Source organism: Arthrobacter ramosus (assembly GCF_039535095.1).
In the GTDB taxonomy this organism is placed as follows: Bacteria; Actinomycetota; Actinomycetes; order Actinomycetales; family Micrococcaceae; genus Arthrobacter; species Arthrobacter ramosus.
Genome location: NZ_BAAAWN010000001.1, coordinates 4,894,651 through 4,914,414 on the forward strand (window position 1 = coordinate 4,894,651; position 19,764 = coordinate 4,914,414).

Below are 19,764 nucleotides of genomic sequence, written 5' to 3' on the forward strand. Positions count from 1 at the left end.
CTTACCCGCCATTTCCGCGTGTGCCACCGGTACCGCCCGTAACTCCGGCGCCGCCTGTGCCACCGAATCCGCCCGTACCGCCAAGTCCGCCCGCCCCGGTTCGTCCGGTGGTGCCGGTGGTGTCCAAGGTGGAGGAGATGGCCGGGAGTTCAATCTGATCGCCCGCGTTGAGTCCGGTGAGCACCTGGGTGCGGCCGTTGTCCGTGATCCCGGTGGTGATGGCCACCGCCGTCGTGGTCCCGTTCTTCATCACGTTGACGGTCTGCTTGGTTCCCGTGGTGGTGATGGCCAGCGAAGGCACCGTCAACGCGTTCTTGGCGGTCGCCGTGGTTACGGAGATGTTTGCGCTCTGGCCGAGCCGGAGGGCAGCCGGGGGGTTCTTGATGGAGATCGTCACGGGGTAGCTGACCACGTTGTTGGTGGTTGTGGCGTTCTGGGCGATCGCCGTGATGGTACCGGTGACGGGTGCCGCGGAGGGGTCGGTCTTGAGTGCCGGGAAGGTGAAGGTGGCTGAGTCGCCGGTCTTCATGGCGGCAATGTCCGATTCGGCGAAGTTGGCGATCACCTGCAGGTGCGCGGTGTCGCTAATCGTGATCAGTCCGGAGGACGATGTGCTCGCGGCACTCGTGGAAGTGCTGCTCGAGGAACCGGATGCTCCAGAAGAGCCGGAACCCGAGGACCCGGAAGAGCCGGAGCTGCTGCCGGCGTTGCCTCCGACGACAGCGTTCACGGCGGTGACCGTTCCTGAAACCGGGGCCGCGAGGGAGCAGGACGCCAGGTTCTTTGTTGCAGTGTCGACTGCTATCTGGGCAGACGTGGTGTTGGACGTGGCGCCGCCACCGCTCTGGGCGGAATTGAGGGCCGTCGAAGCCGAGGCGATCTGCTCTTTGTCCTTGAGGGCCGAGCTGGCTTGCTGGTTAGCTGCCTGGGTCAGTGCTTGGTTGTCCTTCGCCAGCTGGGCCTGTGCCGTGCTGAGCGCGTTCTGCGCCGGCTGGCTGCTGGGCTGGGCACTGGCAGCGGTCTGAGCCGCGGCGACAGTCGCATTGTCATTGTTCACGGCCGTCTGCGCGGCGGCTACGGCACTGGCTTGCTGGCTCGCGTCCAGGTTTGCCGTTTGTTGGGCGTTGGCCAGGCTCTGGCTCGCCGAAGCTACCTGGTTGTTGGCTGAGGCCTGCTGTTGGTTAGCCTGCGCCGCGGCGGAATCCAGTTGGGCCTGGGCAACTGCCAGGGCGTTCTGGGCGTTCGTCGGATCAATCGTGACCAGCACCTGCCCGGCCGTGACTTGCTGACCGGTCACGGCGGAGACCGTGGCGATGGGTCCGGTGCAGTTCTGCGCGTTGATGACGGTGGTGCTTGCGGGCGAGACGTTTCCGCTCGCCGTTGAGACCGCGGCAAGGTCCGCTGCGCTGACGGCGACGGTGCGGGCGGTGGTGTCGGCGGCCGTTTGCGGCACACCGTTCAGCACGAAGAAGGCGCCGGCGGCAATGCCGATGACGGCCACCCCGATGCCGCTGTTGATGAGTTGAGGCTTTGAGAGCATGCCCGAAGACTATGGTCGCTGTCTTGGAGCATGCCGAGTGCTACCTGATGGTTTACCCTATGTGACGTTCTGCTCGGCGTGCCGCTCTCCTCGGGCATGCGGGGAAGAACGACCCTCACCATCTCCACATCCTAAGCAGCCCGCCGATAGTCTGGTGGGATGCGAAGCATGCTGCGATGGGGTTCAGGGCGGATGGCGCGGCTCGATCGGGCAGCGGTCCGAGCGGTCTCGAGGTGGCCGGAAGGCCAGCACGACCTCATTCTGAAAAACCTTTCGGAGGCTGCCACCAAGGGCAAGCTCTGGTTTGCCGTAGCCGTAGTTTGCGCGGCATTTCCCGGTAAGCCCCGCAATGCAGCGATCCACGGACTCCTTGCCCTTGGCGTTGCGTCGGCCGTCACCAATCTCGCTTTCAAGACGCTTCTTCCGCGGACACGGCCATTGCCCGAACTCCTGCCGGCTTTCCGCTTTGTCAACCCGCAACCCACAAGCTCCTCGATGCCTTCGGGCCATTCGGCGTCTGCCGTCGCATTCACACTTGGCGTCGGGCTGGTGAGTCCCCGGCTCGGTGCAGTCCTGGCTCCGGTTGCGGCAGGTGTGGCGTACTCCCGGGTTCATACCGGTGCCCACTGGCCTTCCGACGTGGTTCTCGGCTCGGCGATCGGCGCCGGAGCGGCCCTCGTGACGCGAAAATGGTGGCCGGCCCGGCCTCCCGTTCCGGCCACGGACCGTTCACCGGCCGATGCCCCCGCAGTCGGCGCCGGCGAGGGGCTGAGTATTGCGGTCAACACCCTCGGCGGTTCCTACTCGCCGGAGACGCAGCTGCAGCTTCGGGAAATATTCCCCAAGGCGCATATTCGCCTGATTTCTGAGGGCGATGACGTGGTTGCCGAAATCCAGGCCGCAGCAGGGCGGCCCGGGACGAAGGCTTTGGGCGTGTGGGGCGGCGACGGAACTGTCGGCACTGCCGCGGCGGCCGCCGTCGAGCACTCGCTGCCTTTGCTGGTGCTGCCCGGCGGAACGCTGAACCATTTCGCACGTGACGTGGACGCCCGGTCCCTCGAAGGGGCCCTCAAAGCCGCCAAAACGGGAGCAGCAGCATGGACGGACGTGGGTCATGTGAGCGCGGGCCGCGGCGTCGATGGCAAGGACGAGACCACAGAGCTCATCATGCTCAATACGGCAAGCGTTGGTGTCTACCCCAACCTGGTGCGGCGACGCGAACGGCTGCAACCCGCTCTGGGGAAGCCCCTTGCGGGACTCGTCGCAGGCCTGCGCACCTTCGGCGCGGCAAGGCCCACGACCCTCCGGATCAATGGTGTCCCCCACAAGTTGTGGATCCTCTACTTGGGCCGCGGCCGCTACTACCCGCGGGACCTGGCGCCGTTGACCCGTCCCGTGCTTGACGACGGCGTGCTGGACATCCGCATGGTCACGGCCGATGAGCCTTTTGCGCGGCTGCGTCTGCTGTGGGCGGTCCTCACCGGAACCGTGGGTACCTCCAAGGTGACCCACCTTAGTGAGGCTGCGGAGCTCAGCATCGAAGCGATCGGAGAACCGCTAGTGATAGCGGTCGACGGCGAGCCGTTGCCTGGTGTGCGGACCGCGGAGTTCACTGTGAAGCGCCGGGCGCTGCGGGTGTATTCGCCGCTTTCCTAGTGCGCTCCTGGTGTCGGGAAGACCTGGCCGCTGCCGGCATCATCCATAGGGACTACCCTGAGCGGCCCCTGAATCATCCCTGAGACCGGCGAATTCCGATCTACCGGTGGCTAGCGTTGTACCTACAGTCACCACACAGCTGCAGCAAGCGGAGGGAACGCTTCCATGATTGAGGCAACAGGCTTGAGGAAGGTCTACGGCGCAAAGACAGCCGTGGACGGAATCAGCTTCACCGTACAGCCCGGGAAAGTCACGGGCTTCCTTGGCCCGAACGGCGCCGGCAAGTCCACCACCATGCGCATGATCATGGGTCTCGACCGCCCGACGTCGGGCGACGTCATCGTCAACGGCAAGCATTACTCCCAGCACAAAGACCCGCTCCACCAAGTGGGAGCGCTGCTCGATGCAAAGGCGGTGCACACCAGCCGCAGCGCGTACAACCACCTGCGAGCCATGGCCGCCACCCACGGGATTCCGAACTCGCGCGTTGAGGAAGTCATCGAGATGACGGGCCTCACCGCAGTTGCCAAGAAGAAGGCCGGAGGGTTCTCCCTCGGCATGGGCCAGCGGCTTGGCATCGCCAACGCACTCCTGGGTGACCCCCAAACGCTCATCCTCGACGAACCGGTCAACGGACTCGATCCCGAGGGCGTCCAGTGGGTCAGGAACCTTGCACGCTACCTGGCAAGCCAGGGCAAGACCATCTTCATTTCCAGCCACCTCATGTCCGAGATGGCCCAGACCGCGGACCACCTCATTGTGATCGGTCGCGGCAAAATCATTGCAGACACCACGGTGGATGCGCTGATTGAGAGCCAGTCCCGCAAACGCACTTTGGTCCGTACCGCGGAGACAACGCGCCTGACCGAGTTGCTGGCCCGCGACGGTGTCCGGGTGGAGCAGAACGAACGTGAAACCCTGGAAGTGTACGGGGTGGAGCCGCTCCGCATCGCCGAGCTCGCCCTCGACAACCGGGTACTTGTTTACGAGCTCACTCCGCTTACGTCGTCGCTGGAAGAGGCCTACTTCCAGCTGACCAAGGACGAAGTGGAATACCACTCGCACATCACCGGCGGACCGGCAGCACCAGGCGGGCCCCTGGACGGAAGCCCCGCCGGCGTCGGCGCCACATCTGCTGCCACCATGGAAGGGATCCAGTCATGAGCACCACCACCGTCAGCAAGAAACATGCGATCCCGTCGGCCGGGACCGGTGGCGTCACTTTCCTCCGGGTACTGAACTCCGAATCCATCAAGTTCCGGACCCTCATGAGCACCAAGCTCCTGTTGGTCCTAACCTTCGTGGCGATTGTCGGCATCGGCCTGCTGTCCGCCCTTGTCCGCTGGAACTTCATCAACCAGATGGTCGAAGTCGGCCGGCAGGGTCACAAGGAAACGGTGCAGCAAGCCGTTGACTCCTTCCCGCCAGGTTCGGGATTCAACCTCTACAACCTGCCGAACGCCGGACTCAACATCGGCATCCTCGTCATGGGTTCCCTGGCCGTACTCTTCATTGCCTCCGAGTACGCCACCGGCATGATCCGGTCAACCATGAACGCGGCTCCGGGCAGGCTCTCCACCTTCGGCGCCAAAGCCGTGGTCCTGGTTGTGGTCTCCTACGTCCTTTCGGTTGTGGCCGGCGTCGTGACCTTCCTGGTGGCGTCACCCATGTTTGCCAACTTTGCCCTTGACCTCGGCTGGAACACGGACGGTGTCCTCTACAGCGTCTTCACCGGCGGCCTTTATGTCTCCGGGGTCGCGCTGATCGGCCTCTCGCTCGGAACACTGCTGAAGAACCCGGCCGGCGGCATCACTGTCCTGGTGGGCATCATGTTCGTCCTCCCGTTCGCCGGCCAGTTCCTCGGCCTCGCACCGGGAGAATTTTGGAAGTACGTCCCGCAGTACCTGCCCAGTGAGGCCGGTGGCCGTTTCTTGTCGATCGGCCACGTAGACGGCACCCTGGATCCATGGGCGGGCGGCCTCGTGTTCCTTGGCTACGTCATCTTGTTCATGGTTCCTGCCCTCATTGTTCTCAAGAAGCGCGACGTCTGATTCGCGGTCGACTGATTCGCAATCCAGGGACATCCACTCCAGGCAAGGCCACTAGGCTCAAGCCATGAGTGAAGAGTTGCCAGCAAAGGACGCGTCGGCCCACGTGGCCGACGCGTCCTTTGCTGAAATCACGCTGCGCCGCCGTGGCAGGTTCCGCCGCTATCTCTTTGAGCACCCGCGGGTCATGGACGCGGTGGTGGTGCTTTGCTATTCGCTGCTGGCACTGCCGACGTTCATCAGCTCCATCGTGGACGGCAAGTGGTTCGCCGCCCTGCTGCTCGTCGCCATTGCTGCCATCGTGTTCCTTCGACGCCGCAATCCGCTCAGTGTCACTGCGGCCGTTGCGGTCCTCGAAGTTGCCGTGACGCTGCTGAATCCCTGGGGTTCGAACGTCTCCGCAGGACTGTGGTTTGCGCTGTATGCAGTGGCCGTGGCGAGGGCCCGGACGTTCGCGTTGACGGTGTTTGGCGCGGCGAGCCTGCCGCTGACCCTCGTATACCTGTTCATGTGGACCAGCCCGGCGACCCCATCCAACGGCGAGGCGATTCCGGAGAACTTCCACCTCATCAGCAACATCGCCGCCGCGGCCAGCATTTTGTTGTCCAACCTGATCGCCACCGGCATCGGCATTTCGGTGCGGCAGCGCCGCGAGCATGAGAGCGAAATCAGGGCCTGGGCAGCACGCACGGCCCGCTTGGGTTCCGTCACCGAACGCAACCGGATCGCCCGGGAGATGCACGACGTCGTGGCCCACTCCCTCACGGTCATGATCAGCCTCTCGGACGGCGCCGCCGTCGTGGTCAAGAAGGATCCGGAGCGCGCGGGTGAGGTGCTTGGCGAACTCTCCCGCACCGGCAGGACCGCGCTGGCCGACATGCGCCGCGTCCTCGGCGTGCTGCGGGACGACTCAGCCCGCCCGGCGCCTTTGGAGCCGTTGGTTTCCGGGCACGACCTGAGCAAGCTGCTGGATGGATTCCGGACGGCAGGGCTGCCGTTGCACTACTCGCACACGGGACCTGCCCTTCCTGAAGACCCGGCGTTCCAGCTCACCGTCTACCGGATCGTGCAGGAGTCCCTGACCAACGTGCTCAGGTACGGGCGCTCCTTGAGCCAAGTGGATGTGCGGATCGTGCGGGACGGCGACTCGGTCACCATTGAAGTGCTCGACGACGGCCGGGGCTCCCGGGATCCGGGCACCGAAGAGGCGGCCCTGGGAACGGGTCAGGGCATAGCGGGGATGCGTGAACGTGCGGGAATTTATGCTGGAACCGTGGATGCCGGTCCTGGAATACACGGCGGGTGGCGTGTCCATGCGGAACTGAATTGGAATGGCGACAAGGGGAAATCATGACGGACAATGCTCCCATCAGGGTTCTGCTGGTGGACGACCAACCCCTGCTGCGCATGGGATTTCGGCTCATCCTGGAAGGCGAAGACGACCTCGAGGTGGTGGGCGAAGCCTCAGACGGCGCCGAAGCAGTCCGGAAGGTCGAGGAACTGGAACCGGACGTGGTGCTCATGGACGTCCGGATGCCTGCCGTGGATGGAATCGAAGCCACACGGCGGATCACGGCCTCGGCATCCAACGCGAGGATCATCATCCTGACAACTTTCGACCTCGATGAATATGCCTTCTCCGGCCTGCAGGCAGGGGCTTCCGCCTTCCTGCTGAAGGATGTTGCGCCTGCCGAGTTGGTCCAAGGCGTCCGGCTCGTGGCCAGCGGCGACGCAGTGGTGGCTCCGCGGGTCACCCAGCGGCTCCTGGAGACCTACGTCCGCGGGGGTCGCGTGCCCGGCCAGGCCACAGCCCAGCCCCGCGATCCGCTGCTCGAAGAATTGACCCCCCGCGAAACCGAGATGCTGGAGGCTATCGCCGCCGGGCTGTCCAACGCGGAAATCGCCCACAAGTTCTTCCTGTCCGAGGCCACGGTCAAAACCCACGTCCGGCGGATCCTCACCAAGCTGCACTTGCGCGACAGGGTCCAAGTGGTGGTTTACGCGTACGAAACAGGACTCGTGATCCCGAGCAACCCGGATTACTAGCGACGCTGATTCTGCCTCGCGTCGCGCAAACGGACCAGGGAACTAGACTCGGAGCCATGCCTTCGAACTCCGCTGCAGAACACATCCAGGACCTTGGCGCGTACGTGAGCGCATCGCCGTCGAGCTTCCACGCCGTCAACGAGGCGGCACGCCGGCTCGATGCGGCCGGTTTCACGGCCCTTGATGAGCTTCAGCCATGGGAGGGCGGGGCCGGCGGTTTCTACGTGATCCGGGATGGCGCCCTCATTGCTTGGGTGACGCCGGAAGGCGCAACTCCGACCACGGCGTTCAACATCCTCGGCGCCCACACGGATTCTCCGTCCTTCAAGCTCAAGCCCAAGCCGACGACAGGCAAGTTCGGCTGGCTCCAGGCCGGCGTTGAGGTCTACGGCGGCCCTTTGTTGAACTCCTGGCTGGACCGCGAGCTTCGGCTCGCGGGGCGGCTCGTGATGCTGGACGGCACCCAGCACCTCACAGCTACCGGACCGCTCCTGCGTTTCCCGCAGTTGGCCATCCACCTGGACCGGGCTGTCAATGACGGCCTCACGCTGGACAAGCAACAGCACATGAACCCGGTGTTCGGCCTCGGCGATCCCGGTTCCGCGGACGTCTTGGCAATACTGGCGGACTCCGTGGCAGGGGCTTCCGTGGATCCCGCCCAGATCGGCGGCTACGACATCGTGGTCGCGGACACCCAGGCGCCTGAGCAGTTCGGTGCCAAGGGCGAGTTCTTCGCTTCAGGACGGCTCGACAACCTCTCTTCGACCCACGCCGGGCTTGCGGCACTCATTGCGCACGCAGCCGCGGGTGCGCCAGCCGGGGGCCCCATCGCGGTCCTGGCCGCCTTCGACCACGAAGAAATCGGCTCTGCCTCGCGCTCCGGCGCCTGCGGACCCATCCTCGAAGACATCCTCACCCGGATCTCCGACGGATTCGGCGCCACAGTGAGCGAACGGCGCCAGGCGTTGTCGGCGTCGTTCTGCGTTTCTGCGGATGCCGGCCACGCCGTCCACCCCAACTACCCCGAGCGGCACGATCCCGCCAACCGGCCCGTCCTCAATGGCGGACCGCTCCTCAAGATCAACGCCAACCAGCGCTACGCCACGGACGCTACCGGAGCAGCATTCTGGGCCCGGCTCTGCGGCGAGGCGGCCGTCCCCTACCAGGAGTTCGTCTCTAACAACGACGTCCCTTGCGGCTCTACCATCGGTCCGCTGACGGCTACCCGCCTGGGGATCCGGACGGTCGACGTCGGCGTGCCCCTTCTGTCGATGCACTCGGCACGCGAGCTATGCGGCGTTGAAGACCCGCGCCACCTGGCGACGGTGGCGGAGTTGTTCTTCCGGACAGCGATCTAGCTTTATTGCAGCTCCGGCTAAGGCGGCCCGGCTCAGGAGGCGAGGCTCACCACGAGGTTGATGGTGGTCGCCAGGATCCCGACGCCGAAAACGTAGGCGAGCAGGCTGTGCCGCAAAGCGGCAGACCGCATTGCCCTGGTGGTGATCGACGTGTCCGAGACTTGGTAGGTCATCCCGAGACTGAATGCCATATAGGCGAAATCCGTGTATTGCGGCGGTGCTTTTTGGTTGAATTCGATGCCGCCGGGCGGATCGGACGTGTAGTACACCTCGGCATAGCGCAATGTGAAGAGGGTGTGCACTAGGAGCCACGACGCCACCGCACCGCCGAGGGCAAGCAGTGCGAGCATGAATTTGTCGAATCCGTGCGCGTCCTTGGCGCCGATCATCACCAGCACGACGGCGGCGAGCGAACCGACGGCGGCACACAGGATGAGGAGGTCGGCCGTGGAGCGCCGTGGATCTTCTTCCGTGGCATGGCTCCTCGTCTGATCGGCCTTCATCGGGGTGATGACTGTCCACACGAAAACGTTGTAGACCGCCGCTGCCACTGCCCAGCCGGCGGCGGGTGCGTAGATCCACTGACCCCATATTCCGGTCGCTACGGCCGCAGCGATGCCGGCGACGATCATCAGCCCGAATCGCAACCGGGAACGTTTGGCACGGACAGACTTCGGACCTTGGCTCTTTGCTGCGGCGTTCATAGTCAGATCATGGCACGGGGGCCGGCCGGCCCCGGCGTCACGCCACGCAGACTTTTAGCGTCACGCGTGGAGCGGCACCCCGGAAAACCGGGGGATCCCGACGTTGGACGGTCCAGAAAGTTGCACTGCGTGACGGCCGCTTCGACGGGTTTGCTGCCTTGGCGGCTCAGCTTCCCGATCGCGGCGCGAACATGATCACCGCGACGCCCAGAAGGCAGATCATGGCGCCGATGACATCCCAACGGTCCGGGCGGAATCCGTCCATGAGCATCCCCCAGGCCAAAGATCCGGCGATGAACACGCCTCCGTAAGCGGCAAGCACGCGGCCGAAATGCGCGTCTGGCTGGAACGCCGCCACGAACCCGTAGATGCCGAGGGCCACGATCCCAAGGCCTGCCCACCACCAGGGCTTGGCCTCCTTGACCGATTGCCATACCAGCCAGGCCCCGCCGATCTCGGCGATGGCCGCGAGGACAAAGAGGGCGGTGGATTTGAGGGTGGTCATGGGTTCAGTCTGCCTGAGCCTGGCGTGGCGGTTCCACGCCGGTTATCCACATACCTGGGTTATCCACATACGCGACGCCGCGCATTCCACCTTGCCGACACGCCGAATAGGCTTAGAGGCGGGAAATGGACTAAGATATTGAAGTCTGTGCTGCGCCATGCTTCCGCTTCTGGAAGCGGTCAGCAGCACTGTTCATCGCAAATGAACCTCCTGTTACGGAAATGCCGTAACCGCTTAGCCCAAAGGAGGTGGGTTCACATATGCGTCCTTACGAATTGATGGTAATCATCGACCCCGAGGTCGAAGAGCGTACCGTAGAGCCGTCGCTTCAGAAGTTCCTCAATGTCATCACCACTGATGGTGGAACCATCGAAAAGGTTGACATCTGGGGCCGCCGTCGCCTCGCTTACGACATCAAGAAGAAGTCCGAAGGTATCTACGCTGTGGTGAACTTCACCGCCAAGCCGGAAACCGCCAAGGAACTTGACCGCCAGCTGAGTCTCAACGAGACCATCATGCGCACCAAGATCACCCGCCCCGAAGAGCAGAAGGTCGTCGCTGAGTAATTTCAGCTCCAGGCTTTCATTCTTTACCCCGCAGGAACGAACAAGGAGGCAGTAGATGGCAGGCGAAACCACTATTACGGTCATAGGTAATCTCACCAATGACCCCGAACTGCGGTTCACACCGTCAGGCTCGGCGGTAGCGAACTTCACCATCGCGTCTACTCCCCGGACCTTCGACCGCCAGTCCAATGAGTGGAAGGACGGGGAAACCCTGTTCCTCCGCGCATCGGTATGGCGCGAAGCAGCCGAAAACGTCGCCGAATCCCTCACCAAGGGCATGCGCGTGATCGTTTCCGGCCGCCTGAAGAGCCGTTCCTACGAAACCAAGGAAGGCGAGAAGCGCACCGTTATCGAGCTCGAAGTCGATGAAATCGGCCCGAGCCTGCGTTACGCCAACGCCAAGGTCAACCGCACCCAGCGCTCCGGCGGTCAGGGTGGTCAGGGCGGCTTCGGCGGCGGCGGCAACAACAGCGGCGGCTTCGGAGGTGGCGGCGCTGGTGCAAACCAGGGCGGCAACTCCGCCGGAACATGGGGCGGCGGCCAATCCGCACCGCAGGAAGACCCCTGGGCTACCCCGGGCGTCAGCAACGCGGGCGGATGGGGCAACGGCCCGGATTCGGAACCTCCCTTCTAAACACTCACAAGTTCGACGCCGGAACCCGCCGGACGTGCCGCGAGGCACCCGGGTGGCGACCGCCGTCGAGCACCACCATCCCGTGGATCCATTCCACGGGCTCCATAGAAAAGGAGCTCCACGATGGCTAAGGCTGAACTCCGTAAGCCCAAACCAAAGTCCAACCCCTTGAAGGCCGCTGACATCACCGTCATCGACTACAAGGACGTAGCATTGCTGCGCAAGTTCATCTCCGACCGCGGAAAGATCCGTGCCCGTCGCGTCACTGGCGTCACGGTGCAGGAACAGCGCAAAATCGCCCAGGCAATCAAGAACGCCCGCGAAGTTGCTCTGCTGCCTTACTCCGGCGCTGGCCGCGGCTAAGGAAGGGATTAACTAACATGGCAAAGCTCATTCTGACCCACGAAGTAACCGGTCTCGGTGCTGCTGGCGATGTTGTCGAGGTCAAGGACGGTTACGCACGTAACTTCCTGCTGCCCCGCGGCTTCGCTCTGACCTGGACCAAGGGTGGCGAGAAGCAGGTTGAGTCCATCAAGGCTGCCCGCGCTGCTCGTGCCCACGCTTCGGTTGAAGCTGCACAGGCCCAGGCTTCTGCGCTTTCTTCCAAGAAGGTCAAGCTCGTAGTGAAGGCCGGCGAGTCCGGTCGTCTCTTCGGCACCGTCAAGCCGGCTGATGTCGCTGCTGCAGTTGAGGCCGCTGGCCTCGGCTCCATCGACAAGCGCAACGTTGAACTGCCGAACCACATCAAGTCCCTTGGTTCGTACCAGGCCAACGTCCGCCTGCACGAGGACGTTTCTGCTGTCATCGACCTCGAGGTCGTTGCAAGTAAGTAGCGTAAGCTCTGACGCAGCTCGAAGGACCCCCGTCTCCGGTTTCCGGAGGCGGGGGTCCTTTGCTTTGCGCGCACCCCCCGGTGATAGCCTGCATCGGTGAACCTTGAAACGATGCGCACCAGGCCCTTCTCGCAAGTGGATGTCTTCACTGACGTGCCGTACCTCGGCAATCCGCTTGCCGTCGTCGTCGACGCTGAGGGGCTCAGCACGGAGCGGATGCAGCATTTTGCCAACTGGACCAACTTGTCTGAGACCACCTTCCTGCTGCCGCCCAGCGATCCTGCGGCCGATTACCGGGTGCGGATCTTCACCGGCAGCGAGGAATTTCCTTTCGCGGGACATCCGACACTCGGCTCGGCGCATGCGTGGCTGGCGTCCGGTGGAGTGCCGAAGCAGGACGGGATGCTGGTTCAGGAATGCGGCGCAGGCTTGGTCAAGGTGAAGCTCGACGGCGGACGCCTCGCCTTCGCTGCCCCGCCGCTGACGCGCTTCGGGCCTGTCGACGAGGCAATCATGGAACAGTTGGCCGCAGGACTCCGACTCCCCCGAACCGCGCTCTTGGATGCCTCGTGGCTGGTCAATGGCCCGCAGTGGATCGGTGTACTGCTTGAGTCGGCCGAGCAGGTCCTTGGCCTCGAGCCGGACCTCGCGGCGTTGGGGGATCTGAAGGTTGGCGTGATCGGTCCCCATGAACCGGGTGCCGGCGTCGATTTCGAGGTCCGGACGTTCATTCCGGGCGACGCCATGGTGGAGGATCCCGTGACGGGAAGCTTCAATGCGGGGGCGGCCCAGTGGCTGATCGGCAGTGGCCGGGCTCCGGAGCAATACGTCGCCGCGCAGGGTACGGTGCTGGGCCGGGCGGGACGCATCCACGTCAAGACGGAAGACGGCGACATCTGGGTGGGTGGAAGTTCGGTGATGTGCATCCAGGGAACCGTGCGGCTGTAGCAGGGGAATAAAAGGGGCGGGGGCACAGTTTGGGAGTATAGATGCAAACGCATGTACTCTGGTTTGAAGCCGTCAAACCGCCCAGCAACAGGAGATTGCCATGGAGACCCGCCGCATAACCGTCCTTTCCGCCGGACTTGGCGTACCGTCGTCGAGCAGGCTTCTTGCAGACCAGCTCGCCGCCTCGGCCAAGCGCCAGCTGGGCGATGCCGGGTATGAGGTGCGTGTGGACGTTGTCGAGCTCCGGGACCTGGCCGTGGATATCGCCAACAACTTCGTCACCGGTTATGCCGCACCGCGCCTCGCGGAGGTGATCGCCGGCGTCGAGGATTCTGATGGCATCATCGCCGTCACGCCCGTCTTCAGCGCCTCCTATAGCGGGCTGTTCAAGTCCTTCATCGACGTTCTGGACCCGAAGTCCCTGGACGGCAAGGCAGTTCTTCTCGGCGCCACGGGCGGCACGGACCGGCACCAAATGGTGCTCGACTACGCCATGCGTCCGCTCTTCACCTACCTTCGCACCCGGATAACCCAGACGTCCGTTTTCGCCGGGCCCCAGGATTGGGGAAACGCCGACGACGGCGCGTCGCCACTATCGGTCCGCGTGGACCGGGCGGCGGGCGAGCTGGCCCGGCTTCTGAGCGGCGAACAGCCGCACCGCAAGGTGGACGCGATGGAATCCCTGCCTTTTGAGCAACTACTCGCGGGGATCACGGCGGGACGCTAGGGGAGCCTCGGCTGCCCAGCTCCTGGCACTAGTCGTCCAGCAGCTCGATGAACTCGCGGGCCTGCTTCATGCTAATGTCGGAATGCTTGGTCAGCGCCAACGCCGCGGCCTCGACATCGCCGCTCTTGGCCAAGGTGCGGATCCGTCCGTAGATCTCGTCATTGAGCATGTTGCTGCTCACCTCACGCGTGACGTCGCCCTTGCTGGCGATTGCCCGGTAACGGTACGGGAAGCGCTCCGGCTCGTCGTCGTCGGGCATGAGGTCCTGTGGGGCAGGCTCGGGCTTGCGGAAGGGCTGCGGGTGCGCTGCAAGGGCGCCGACGGCGTCCCGTGAGGCGCGCAGGCCTTCTCCGGTGGCGCTGAGGTACAGCTTGATGGCCGCCATGGCCTGACCCTGGGCGATCAGGGAATACAGCTGCCGGTGCTGATCCTCGTTCAGCTTTGCGGCGGCCCTGCGGGCCAGTTCCACGGGATCCACGCCCGCTTTGCCCGTGGCAGCATTACTGCGAAGTTCCGCAGAGCGGCGGGAGAGCATGCGGCTGATCAGCAGCACGCCGACGGCGACGGCGGCCAGGATCAAGACCGGGACGAGTAGGGATGACATGCGCTAAAGCCGATCTATGTAGTTCTTGGCGGTCAACAAGTCCGAGTGGGTTTGCTGGCGCAGGAGCTTGATGGCCTGAATCTTCTGCCCACTGCGGACCATGCCCTGCAATTGCAGGGCGAACTGTGGATTCAACTGCCCGTTGGGCAGGATGGGACCGTTGTAGCCGGCCTGGCCGACCCCCGGGCTGGCTGCGACCTGCGCCCTCAGCGCGGCCCGCGACTGGCTGTCCTGTTGCGACTGTTGCTGCGCGTTTTGACTCGGCCTTGTGGATGCATCGATGCGGGCCCTTGCCGCCGTTGCCGCCTGCACTTGGGCGGCCTGGTGGGCTGCCGAGCGGGCGGCCAGCTCCCGTTGATAGCGCTCGGCGTCGGACAACCCCGAGTTGCGTGGCTTGAATGCGGCCGTCAGGGCCCAAATCACAGCCACAAGGATGACAACGGGCATTGCGACCAGCAGTACATCCCCAACAGTGAAACCCATACCTAGAGCTTATGTCAGAACGCAGTTATCCACAGCACATTCCTGCTTTGGCATAGCTTCTGGGAGCCGTCTGTCAAATTCCGGGATGGATTGTGGGGAGCATCACATTTTTGGCATATTTATCCCTCTCTGGGCCATTGGACGAGGGACGGGGTGTGGATTGAGCGAATCGGCCTGTGGATGATCCGCCGAAGAAAATACTTTTGATCCACATGGCGGGAAGAACGTTTTCCCAGTTCAGAGGCTATTTACCGCAAAAAGAATTTCTCTTTCCACAGGGTCATGCACAGACTGTGCACAAGTAGGGGTGTGTATTCCACACTTTATCCACAGGCCCGGCTTGGTGCCTCGGAAAAGCAGGGCTAACGTGACTGAGTACCTGCTTTAGGTACTTGGAAAACCCCTGTTTCTGGTGGACGGCGCGTTGGTGCCGTCGGTAAGCAGCGTGCCCGCGGACCTGTCTGTGGATAAGTTGTGGAAATCTCGGGGAACCAAAATTGTCGGTGCCCTACGGAACAGTTTGGACCAGCCGGCATAAACGGCGCGGTCGGAGCAACCCTCACCGGGGCATTGGCCTACCGCACCGCCGGGAACAGTTATCTGCGCGGTACACAATGGAGGACGGCTTGTCAGTTACGCACTTGGATTCGATCGAGGGCGGCCGGACATCGGACGCCAGCCGCAAACCTCCGCAGGACATCCCCGCTGAGCAATCGGTTCTCGGCGGCATGATGCTGTCCAAGGACGCCATTGCCGACGTCGTGGAACTAGTCCGTGGCCATGACTTCTACCGCCCGGCCCACGAGACCATCTACGAGTCCATCATCGACCTCTACGGCCGCGGCGAACCTGCCGATGCCGTCACGGTGTCCGACGAGCTGACCAAGCGCGGCGAGATCAACAGGATCGGCGGCCCTGCCTACCTGCACGAGCTCATCCAGACCGTGCCCACGGCGGCCAACGCCGGCTACTATGCCGAAATCGTGGCTGAGCGGGCCGTCCTGCGCCGACTCGTCAACGCCGGCACCAAGATCGTCCAGATGGGCTACGGCCAGGACGGCGAGGTGGAAGACCTCGTCAACCAGGCCCAGGCCGAGATCTATGCCGTGGCCGAACGCCGCACCGCGGAAGACTACGTGGCGCTCAAGGACGTCATGGAGTCCACCGTTGACGAGATCGAGGCATCCGGTCACCGCGGGGAAGGCATGACGGGCGTCCCCACAGGATTCTACGAACTCGATGAGCTCACCCATGGTCTGCACCCGGGCCAGATGATCGTCATCGCCGCGCGCCCAGCCGTCGGTAAGTCCACGTTCGCGCTGGACTTCGCCCGTTCCGCTGCCATCAAGCACAACCTCGCCACCGTGATGTTCTCGCTGGAAATGGGACGCAACGAAATCGCGATGCGCCTGCTGTCCGCGGAAGCCACCATTGGCCTTCAGGACCTGCGTAAGGGCACCATCAAGGACGAGCAGTGGTCCAAGATCGCCACCACCATGGGCCGCATGAACGACGCTCCTTTGTTCATCGATGACAGCCCCAATATGTCCCTCATGGAAATCAGGGCCAAGTGCCGTCGCCTGAAGCAGCAGCACGACCTCAAACTGGTGATTCTCGACTACCTCCAGCTCATGAGCTCCGGCAAGAAGGTGGAATCCCGCCAGCAGGAAGTCTCCGAATTCTCGCGTGCCCTTAAGCTGTTGGCCAAGGAGCTCCAGGTTCCGGTCATCGCGCTCTCGCAGCTCAACCGTGGATCCGAACAGCGCCAGGACAAGCGGCCCATGGTCTCGGACCTCCGCGAATCGGGTTCCATCGAGCAGGACGCCGACATGGTCATCCTGCTTCACCGCGAAGACGTCTACGACAAAGAGTCCCCCCGCGCCGGCGAGGCTGACATCCTCATCGCCAAGCACCGTAACGGTCCCACCAAGGACATCGTGGTTGCCTTCCAAGGGCATTACTCCCGCTTCGCCAATATGGCGGGCGAGACAGGCGGCGGCGGGTTCTAGCTTCCGGCTGGTCGGTGGTGCGCAGACGAGGCCCGTTCGTCCGGTCCGTGCACTACAGTGCGTTGATCGTGGTGCTCTTGTGGATCTCGGACCAGGTTGATTTGAGTGTGTCGAGGGTCGGGCAGATTGCTTCGACCTCGATGGTGACCGCCGGCTTGTTGAACGTCCGGATAGCCGTGAAGTCGTAGGTACTCCCCGACTGAAAGCTGACAGACAGCATGGCCACGTCATGGATGCCGGCAGCACCGTAGCCCAGGGTGGTGTCCTTGGCGCTTGCGACGAGGTCCTTCTCTCCAGGGGCGAGGATGGAGAGAACCTTCAGGGTCGATGCCCTATCGTCCCCGGCGACCAGCTCGGAGGGCTGATTGCGCATCTGGGTCGTCCTGACTTTGCATTGAGTCTTCTGCGCGGTGAATGTCGTTACCCCGTCTGTCGCGACACTGCTATTGTCGGTCTGCCATCCGGACGTCGGATCCCCGAGGGAGGTGCCGACGTCGGGCGTGTGTCCACCGTTTTCGTCTCCGAGGATCCTGTTTCCGTTGTCCCAAGAGAGATTCTCCGTGGTCGGGTCGAGCCTTGACGCCGCAGCTCCGGACGGGCTGACTTGAGCCGGAGCGCCGACGGCGCAGCCGCCGAGCGCAGCTGTGGCAATGACCGCTGGCAAAAGCGCTGCGAACGGTCTGCGGAATGGACTCGGCGTTTTCATGGGGATCCTTCGGTATGGGGGGACGCCAATCGTCGCACTGCCTACCGGCCGTTGAGCAAATGATCGGGCATCCGGGTTCCGGGAGCCCGTCCCCGGATCTCCAGCAGTTCGCGGGCGTGGGCGTGAAGGCGTCGATCCTCGTCGGTTTCCGGCACCCAGGGCGGGATCGGAACGGACGTGCCGGTTTCGTCCCTCGCCACCATGACCGTGAGGCAGTAGGTGGTCAGGTTCATCTCACGGCTCTTGGGGTTGCCGGAGCGGACGTGGACGGCAATATGCATGCCTTTGTGGCCTGTGTAGACGAGACGGGCTTCTACTTCCACCACGTCGCCGATCAAGAGCGGGCGGTAGAAGCGCACGCCTCCGGAGAACACGGCCACGGTGTCCTTGCCGCAATAACGGGAAGCGCAGACGTAGGCGGCCTCATCGATCCACTTCATGACGATTCCGCCGTGGACTTTCCCGCCCCAGTTCACGTCAGTGGGGGCCGCCATGAAGCGGAGAACGACGCGCTCGGCCGTGCCGGCGTCGGTATATTCCTGTGCGTTCATGGCTTCGACGATCTTTTCCCGCACGGCGATCCGCGCGAGGGCGTTGTGACGCTGCTCGATTTCCTCCGGCGTCGAGGGCTCGAACTGGGGGACTGGAACCGGGCGGCCGTCGGGACCGACCGCAACGAAGATCACCAGGCACTGGCTGCGCATCGTGGCTGGCCCGCCCTTGGGGTCGCCGGAGGACACGATGGTCCGGATGTGCATGGAAGAGCGGCCCGTGTAGACGATGGTCGCTTCGACCTCGACCATGTCTCCGCTGTTCACGGGGTCGGCGAAATGGATGTTGCCTACGTATGCCGTGACGCAATAGGACTTCGCCCAGCCAACAGCTGCCGCGTAGGCGGCCTTGTCCACCCACTCAAGGACAGTGCCGGCGTCGACGGACCCGCTGTGTCCGACGTCGGTGGGGGAGGCAAGGAACCGCAGCGTGACGGAATGGGAGGGGAGCTCGCTCATGACGTGAGTGTATCGACGGCGTAGATACTGATGCGCTGTATGACGGGCTGGCGACGCCGAAGCGGACCAGCGACTCCCAGGGCGATCTGTGTCACGCAAACTGGCTGTCGACGCCCGGATTCGGGAGTCGACAGCCCGTTTGCGTGTCGCCAGCGCACTTGGGTGTCGCCAGCGGGGAAGCGCACGCGATCTTAGGCGAGGATGCCCAGCTTGGAACCCTTCCGCCCGAAGACTGCGGCATCGATGGAGATCTGTCCGGCGCCGGTCAGGGCCACGGCTGCCGCTGCGGCGGCGAGGGCCAGGACGAGTTCGTACCCGCCCTTGTCGGCAAACAGGCCGGCCGGGGCGTGGACCAGGAACAGGGCGCCGAGCATGTCCAGTGCAAGGAGGGCGGCGAAGACCCGGGTAAGCACGCCCGCGATGAGGGCAATGCCTCCGACAAGTTCGATGGTTGCCACGATCGGGGCCACGACGTCGGCGGCGGGTACGCCCATCTTGCCGAAGGCTGCCTGGGTGCCGGCGATGGTGAACTCGGTGAATTTCTGCCAGCCATGCGCGGCGAAGATGAAGCCGACAATGACGCGCAGGACGGTAAGGGCTGTGTTGGTCAGGGTGGACTGGTTCATGTAATTGCACCGTTTTCGGGTAGCGGTTGGCGGTTGTGAAGCTCCCAGAGGCAAGGCCCAATTCATTGAAGCTTCAACTCAAGACTTTCGGACTTTGCTTGAAGTGTCAAACAAACGTGACGCGGCGAGGCCGCCTCCGCAGTCCCGGCTGAGGCTACTGGCCCTTCCGCTTTGCTTCCAGCCAGGGTTTCAGGAGCCGGGTGGTAACGGGCAGGAAAATGTAGACCATGAGCGGCGTCAGGATGCAGATGTTCAACAGAACCTGGAAGACCAGCGGCCAGCCCAGGACCAGGGGGTGCAGCAGGAAATTGGCCAGCAAGCTCAAGGGAAAGAACGGCAGAAAGATGCTGACGGCCTGCTTCCATCGTGGCGGCACCACCGTCTCCGGGACGACGAGGTTCACGTCGCCGGGTTGCGAGAACCATCCTTCGATGCCGGATCGGCGCTCCACACGTGTGACCTCCATGAGCTCGGTGGCGCTTTCGATCCACCATCGGCGCTCTTCGGATTCCTCCCAAGCCTGCAGGGTTTCAGCGTCCGCGAAGCGGTAAAGCATGTGCCATTCATCGGAATCGGCCGCCGTGCGCACCCACCCTGAGCCCAAATAGCCGGGCCATTCCCGGGCAAGTTCCTGGCCCGCGTGGGCCCATGCGTTGGCTTGGCGGGTGTAACCGGGAATGATGGTGCGGGCGACGGAAACGGTGATGGGATGCTCGAGTGACACCTCACCAAGCTACATGCCGGCGCCCCGCTAGGCTGGG

General features: G+C 63.7%; 22 protein-coding genes. 13 read left to right on the forward strand and 9 right to left on the reverse strand.

What is annotated here, in order from left to right; all coding sequences use genetic code 11:
- Window position 1: 1 nt before the first annotated feature.
- Window positions 2–1,540: an efflux RND transporter periplasmic adaptor subunit gene (locus ABD742_RS22585; RefSeq protein WP_234752917.1), complete on the reverse strand. Its 1,539-nt coding sequence runs from the start codon at window positions 1,538–1,540 to the stop codon at window positions 2–4.
- 159 nt (window positions 1,541–1,699) lie between these two features.
- Between ABD742_RS22585 and ABD742_RS22590 the strand changes: the two genes are divergently transcribed.
- From ABD742_RS22590 to ABD742_RS22615, 6 genes are all read left to right on the forward strand, one after another.
- Complete coding sequence (locus tag ABD742_RS22590; RefSeq protein WP_234752915.1) at window positions 1,700–3,196, forward strand: bifunctional phosphatase PAP2/diacylglycerol kinase family protein; 1,497 nt, start codon at window positions 1,700–1,702, stop codon at window positions 3,194–3,196.
- A gap of 165 nt (window positions 3,197–3,361) precedes the next feature.
- Window positions 3,362–4,360: an ABC transporter ATP-binding protein gene (locus ABD742_RS22595; RefSeq protein WP_234752914.1), complete on the forward strand. Its 999-nt coding sequence runs from the start codon at window positions 3,362–3,364 to the stop codon at window positions 4,358–4,360.
- The gene (locus ABD742_RS22600; protein ID WP_234752913.1) at window positions 4,357–5,247 is read left to right on the forward strand and encodes an ABC transporter permease; all 891 of its coding nucleotides are present in this window, start codon (window positions 4,357–4,359) and stop codon (window positions 5,245–5,247) included. The genes ABD742_RS22595 and ABD742_RS22600 overlap by 4 nt, the downstream gene beginning before the upstream one ends.
- A 64-nt stretch (window positions 5,248–5,311) precedes the next feature.
- Window positions 5,312–6,598 (forward strand): sensor histidine kinase, encoded by a 1,287-nt coding sequence (locus ABD742_RS22605; RefSeq protein ID WP_234752912.1) that lies wholly within the window; start codon window positions 5,312–5,314, stop codon window positions 6,596–6,598.
- Window positions 6,595–7,290: a response regulator gene (locus ABD742_RS22610; RefSeq protein ID WP_234752910.1), complete on the forward strand. Its 696-nt coding sequence runs from the start codon at window positions 6,595–6,597 to the stop codon at window positions 7,288–7,290. The genes ABD742_RS22605 and ABD742_RS22610 overlap by 4 nt, the downstream gene beginning before the upstream one ends.
- 56 nt (window positions 7,291–7,346) lie before the next feature.
- Window positions 7,347–8,648, forward strand: a complete 1,302-nt coding sequence (locus tag ABD742_RS22615) for a M18 family aminopeptidase (protein ID WP_234752908.1) — start codon at window positions 7,347–7,349, stop codon at window positions 8,646–8,648.
- Between the two features lie 32 nt (window positions 8,649–8,680).
- Here ABD742_RS22615 and ABD742_RS22620 read toward each other — a convergent pair whose 3' ends face one another.
- A complete protein-coding gene (locus ABD742_RS22620; RefSeq protein ID WP_234752906.1) occupies window positions 8,681–9,352 on the reverse strand; it encodes a DUF1345 domain-containing protein in 672 nt (223 codons plus the stop codon).
- A gap of 166 nt (window positions 9,353–9,518) precedes the next feature.
- Window positions 9,519–9,857: a YnfA family protein gene (locus tag ABD742_RS22625; RefSeq protein WP_234752905.1), complete on the reverse strand. Its 339-nt coding sequence runs from the start codon at window positions 9,855–9,857 to the stop codon at window positions 9,519–9,521.
- A gap of 260 nt (window positions 9,858–10,117) precedes the next feature.
- Here ABD742_RS22625 and rpsF point away from each other — a divergent pair, with 260 nt between their 5' ends.
- The 6 genes from rpsF (at window position 10,118) to ABD742_RS22655 (ending at window position 13,565) form a co-directional block, all read left to right on the forward strand.
- Complete coding sequence (gene rpsF, locus ABD742_RS22630; protein ID WP_028267876.1) at window positions 10,118–10,423, forward strand: 30S ribosomal protein S6; 306 nt, start codon at window positions 10,118–10,120, stop codon at window positions 10,421–10,423.
- 55 nt (window positions 10,424–10,478) lie between these two features.
- Window positions 10,479–11,057, forward strand: a complete 579-nt coding sequence (locus ABD742_RS22635; RefSeq protein WP_234752903.1) for a single-stranded DNA-binding protein — start codon at window positions 10,479–10,481, stop codon at window positions 11,055–11,057.
- A gap of 123 nt (window positions 11,058–11,180) precedes the next feature.
- Window positions 11,181–11,420: a 30S ribosomal protein S18 gene (rpsR, locus tag ABD742_RS22640; RefSeq protein WP_003800144.1), complete on the forward strand. Its 240-nt coding sequence runs from the start codon at window positions 11,181–11,183 to the stop codon at window positions 11,418–11,420.
- 17 nt (window positions 11,421–11,437) lie between these two features.
- Complete coding sequence (rplI, locus tag ABD742_RS22645) at window positions 11,438–11,890, forward strand: 50S ribosomal protein L9 (protein ID WP_234752901.1); 453 nt, start codon at window positions 11,438–11,440, stop codon at window positions 11,888–11,890.
- Window positions 11,891–12,001: 111 nt separating this feature from the next.
- Complete coding sequence (locus ABD742_RS22650) at window positions 12,002–12,838, forward strand: PhzF family phenazine biosynthesis protein (RefSeq protein ID WP_234753035.1); 837 nt, start codon at window positions 12,002–12,004, stop codon at window positions 12,836–12,838.
- Between the two features lie 100 nt (window positions 12,839–12,938).
- Complete coding sequence (locus tag ABD742_RS22655) at window positions 12,939–13,565, forward strand: FMN reductase (RefSeq protein ID WP_234752898.1); 627 nt, start codon at window positions 12,939–12,941, stop codon at window positions 13,563–13,565.
- Window positions 13,566–13,593: 28 nt separating this feature from the next.
- Here ABD742_RS22655 and ABD742_RS22660 read toward each other — a convergent pair whose 3' ends face one another.
- Together ABD742_RS22660 and ABD742_RS22665 are read right to left on the reverse strand one after the other, a co-directional pair.
- Window positions 13,594–14,169: a hypothetical protein gene (locus ABD742_RS22660; RefSeq protein ID WP_234752896.1), complete on the reverse strand. Its 576-nt coding sequence runs from the start codon at window positions 14,167–14,169 to the stop codon at window positions 13,594–13,596.
- Window positions 14,170–14,172: 3 nt separating this feature from the next.
- Window positions 14,173–14,652 (reverse strand): hypothetical protein, encoded by a 480-nt coding sequence (locus ABD742_RS22665; RefSeq protein WP_234752894.1) that lies wholly within the window; start codon window positions 14,650–14,652, stop codon window positions 14,173–14,175.
- 626 nt (window positions 14,653–15,278) lie between these two features.
- Between ABD742_RS22665 and dnaB the strand changes: the two genes are divergently transcribed.
- Window positions 15,279–16,661 (forward strand): replicative DNA helicase, encoded by a 1,383-nt coding sequence (gene dnaB, locus ABD742_RS22670; RefSeq protein WP_234752892.1) that lies wholly within the window; start codon window positions 15,279–15,281, stop codon window positions 16,659–16,661.
- Window positions 16,662–16,713: 52 nt separating this feature from the next.
- On the opposite strand, the gene ABD742_RS22675 is transcribed toward dnaB, so the two are convergent.
- From ABD742_RS22675 to ABD742_RS22690, 4 genes are all read right to left on the reverse strand, one after another.
- Window positions 16,714–17,367 (reverse strand): hypothetical protein, encoded by a 654-nt coding sequence (locus ABD742_RS22675; RefSeq protein ID WP_234752890.1) that lies wholly within the window; start codon window positions 17,365–17,367, stop codon window positions 16,714–16,716.
- Between the two features lie 41 nt (window positions 17,368–17,408).
- A complete protein-coding gene (locus ABD742_RS22680; protein ID WP_234752889.1) occupies window positions 17,409–18,377 on the reverse strand; it encodes an acyl-CoA thioesterase in 969 nt (322 codons plus the stop codon).
- Window positions 18,378–18,568: 191 nt separating this feature from the next.
- Window positions 18,569–19,003, reverse strand: coding sequence for a DoxX family protein (locus ABD742_RS22685; protein ID WP_234752888.1), 435 nt, complete (start codon window positions 19,001–19,003; stop codon window positions 18,569–18,571).
- 154 nt (window positions 19,004–19,157) lie between these two features.
- Window positions 19,158–19,727 (reverse strand): antibiotic biosynthesis monooxygenase, encoded by a 570-nt coding sequence (locus ABD742_RS22690; protein ID WP_234752886.1) that lies wholly within the window; start codon window positions 19,725–19,727, stop codon window positions 19,158–19,160.
- Window positions 19,728–19,764 lie beyond the last annotated feature (37 nt).

Coding starts and splice junctions, on each gene's coding strand:
- ABD742_RS22585 (WP_234752917.1), bottom strand. CDS start 1,540: ATGCTCTCAAAGCCTCAACTCATCAACAGCGGCATCGGGGTGGCCGTC.
- ABD742_RS22590 (WP_234752915.1), top strand. CDS start 1,700: ATGCGAAGCATGCTGCGATGGGGTTCAGGGCGGATGGCGCGGCTCGAT.
- ABD742_RS22595 (WP_234752914.1), top strand. CDS start 3,362: ATGATTGAGGCAACAGGCTTGAGGAAGGTCTACGGCGCAAAGACAGCC.
- ABD742_RS22600 (WP_234752913.1), top strand. CDS start 4,357: ATGAGCACCACCACCGTCAGCAAGAAACATGCGATCCCGTCGGCCGGG.
- ABD742_RS22605 (WP_234752912.1), top strand. CDS start 5,312: ATGAGTGAAGAGTTGCCAGCAAAGGACGCGTCGGCCCACGTGGCCGAC.
- ABD742_RS22610 (WP_234752910.1), top strand. CDS start 6,595: ATGACGGACAATGCTCCCATCAGGGTTCTGCTGGTGGACGACCAACCC.
- ABD742_RS22615 (WP_234752908.1), top strand. CDS start 7,347: ATGCCTTCGAACTCCGCTGCAGAACACATCCAGGACCTTGGCGCGTAC.
- ABD742_RS22620 (WP_234752906.1), bottom strand. CDS start 9,352: ATGAACGCCGCAGCAAAGAGCCAAGGTCCGAAGTCTGTCCGTGCCAAA.
- ABD742_RS22625 (WP_234752905.1), bottom strand. CDS start 9,857: ATGACCACCCTCAAATCCACCGCCCTCTTTGTCCTCGCGGCCATCGCC.
- rpsF (WP_028267876.1), top strand. CDS start 10,118: ATGCGTCCTTACGAATTGATGGTAATCATCGACCCCGAGGTCGAAGAG.
- ABD742_RS22635 (WP_234752903.1), top strand. CDS start 10,479: ATGGCAGGCGAAACCACTATTACGGTCATAGGTAATCTCACCAATGAC.
- rpsR (WP_003800144.1), top strand. CDS start 11,181: ATGGCTAAGGCTGAACTCCGTAAGCCCAAACCAAAGTCCAACCCCTTG.
- rplI (WP_234752901.1), top strand. CDS start 11,438: ATGGCAAAGCTCATTCTGACCCACGAAGTAACCGGTCTCGGTGCTGCT.
- ABD742_RS22650 (WP_234753035.1), top strand. CDS start 12,002: ATGCGCACCAGGCCCTTCTCGCAAGTGGATGTCTTCACTGACGTGCCG.
- ABD742_RS22655 (WP_234752898.1), top strand. CDS start 12,939: ATGGAGACCCGCCGCATAACCGTCCTTTCCGCCGGACTTGGCGTACCG.
- ABD742_RS22660 (WP_234752896.1), bottom strand. CDS start 14,169: ATGTCATCCCTACTCGTCCCGGTCTTGATCCTGGCCGCCGTCGCCGTC.
- ABD742_RS22665 (WP_234752894.1), bottom strand. CDS start 14,652: ATGGGTTTCACTGTTGGGGATGTACTGCTGGTCGCAATGCCCGTTGTC.
- ABD742_RS22675 (WP_234752890.1), bottom strand. CDS start 17,367: ATGAAAACGCCGAGTCCATTCCGCAGACCGTTCGCAGCGCTTTTGCCA.
- ABD742_RS22680 (WP_234752889.1), bottom strand. CDS start 18,377: ATGAGCGAGCTCCCCTCCCATTCCGTCACGCTGCGGTTCCTTGCCTCC.
- ABD742_RS22685 (WP_234752888.1), bottom strand. CDS start 19,003: ATGAACCAGTCCACCCTGACCAACACAGCCCTTACCGTCCTGCGCGTC.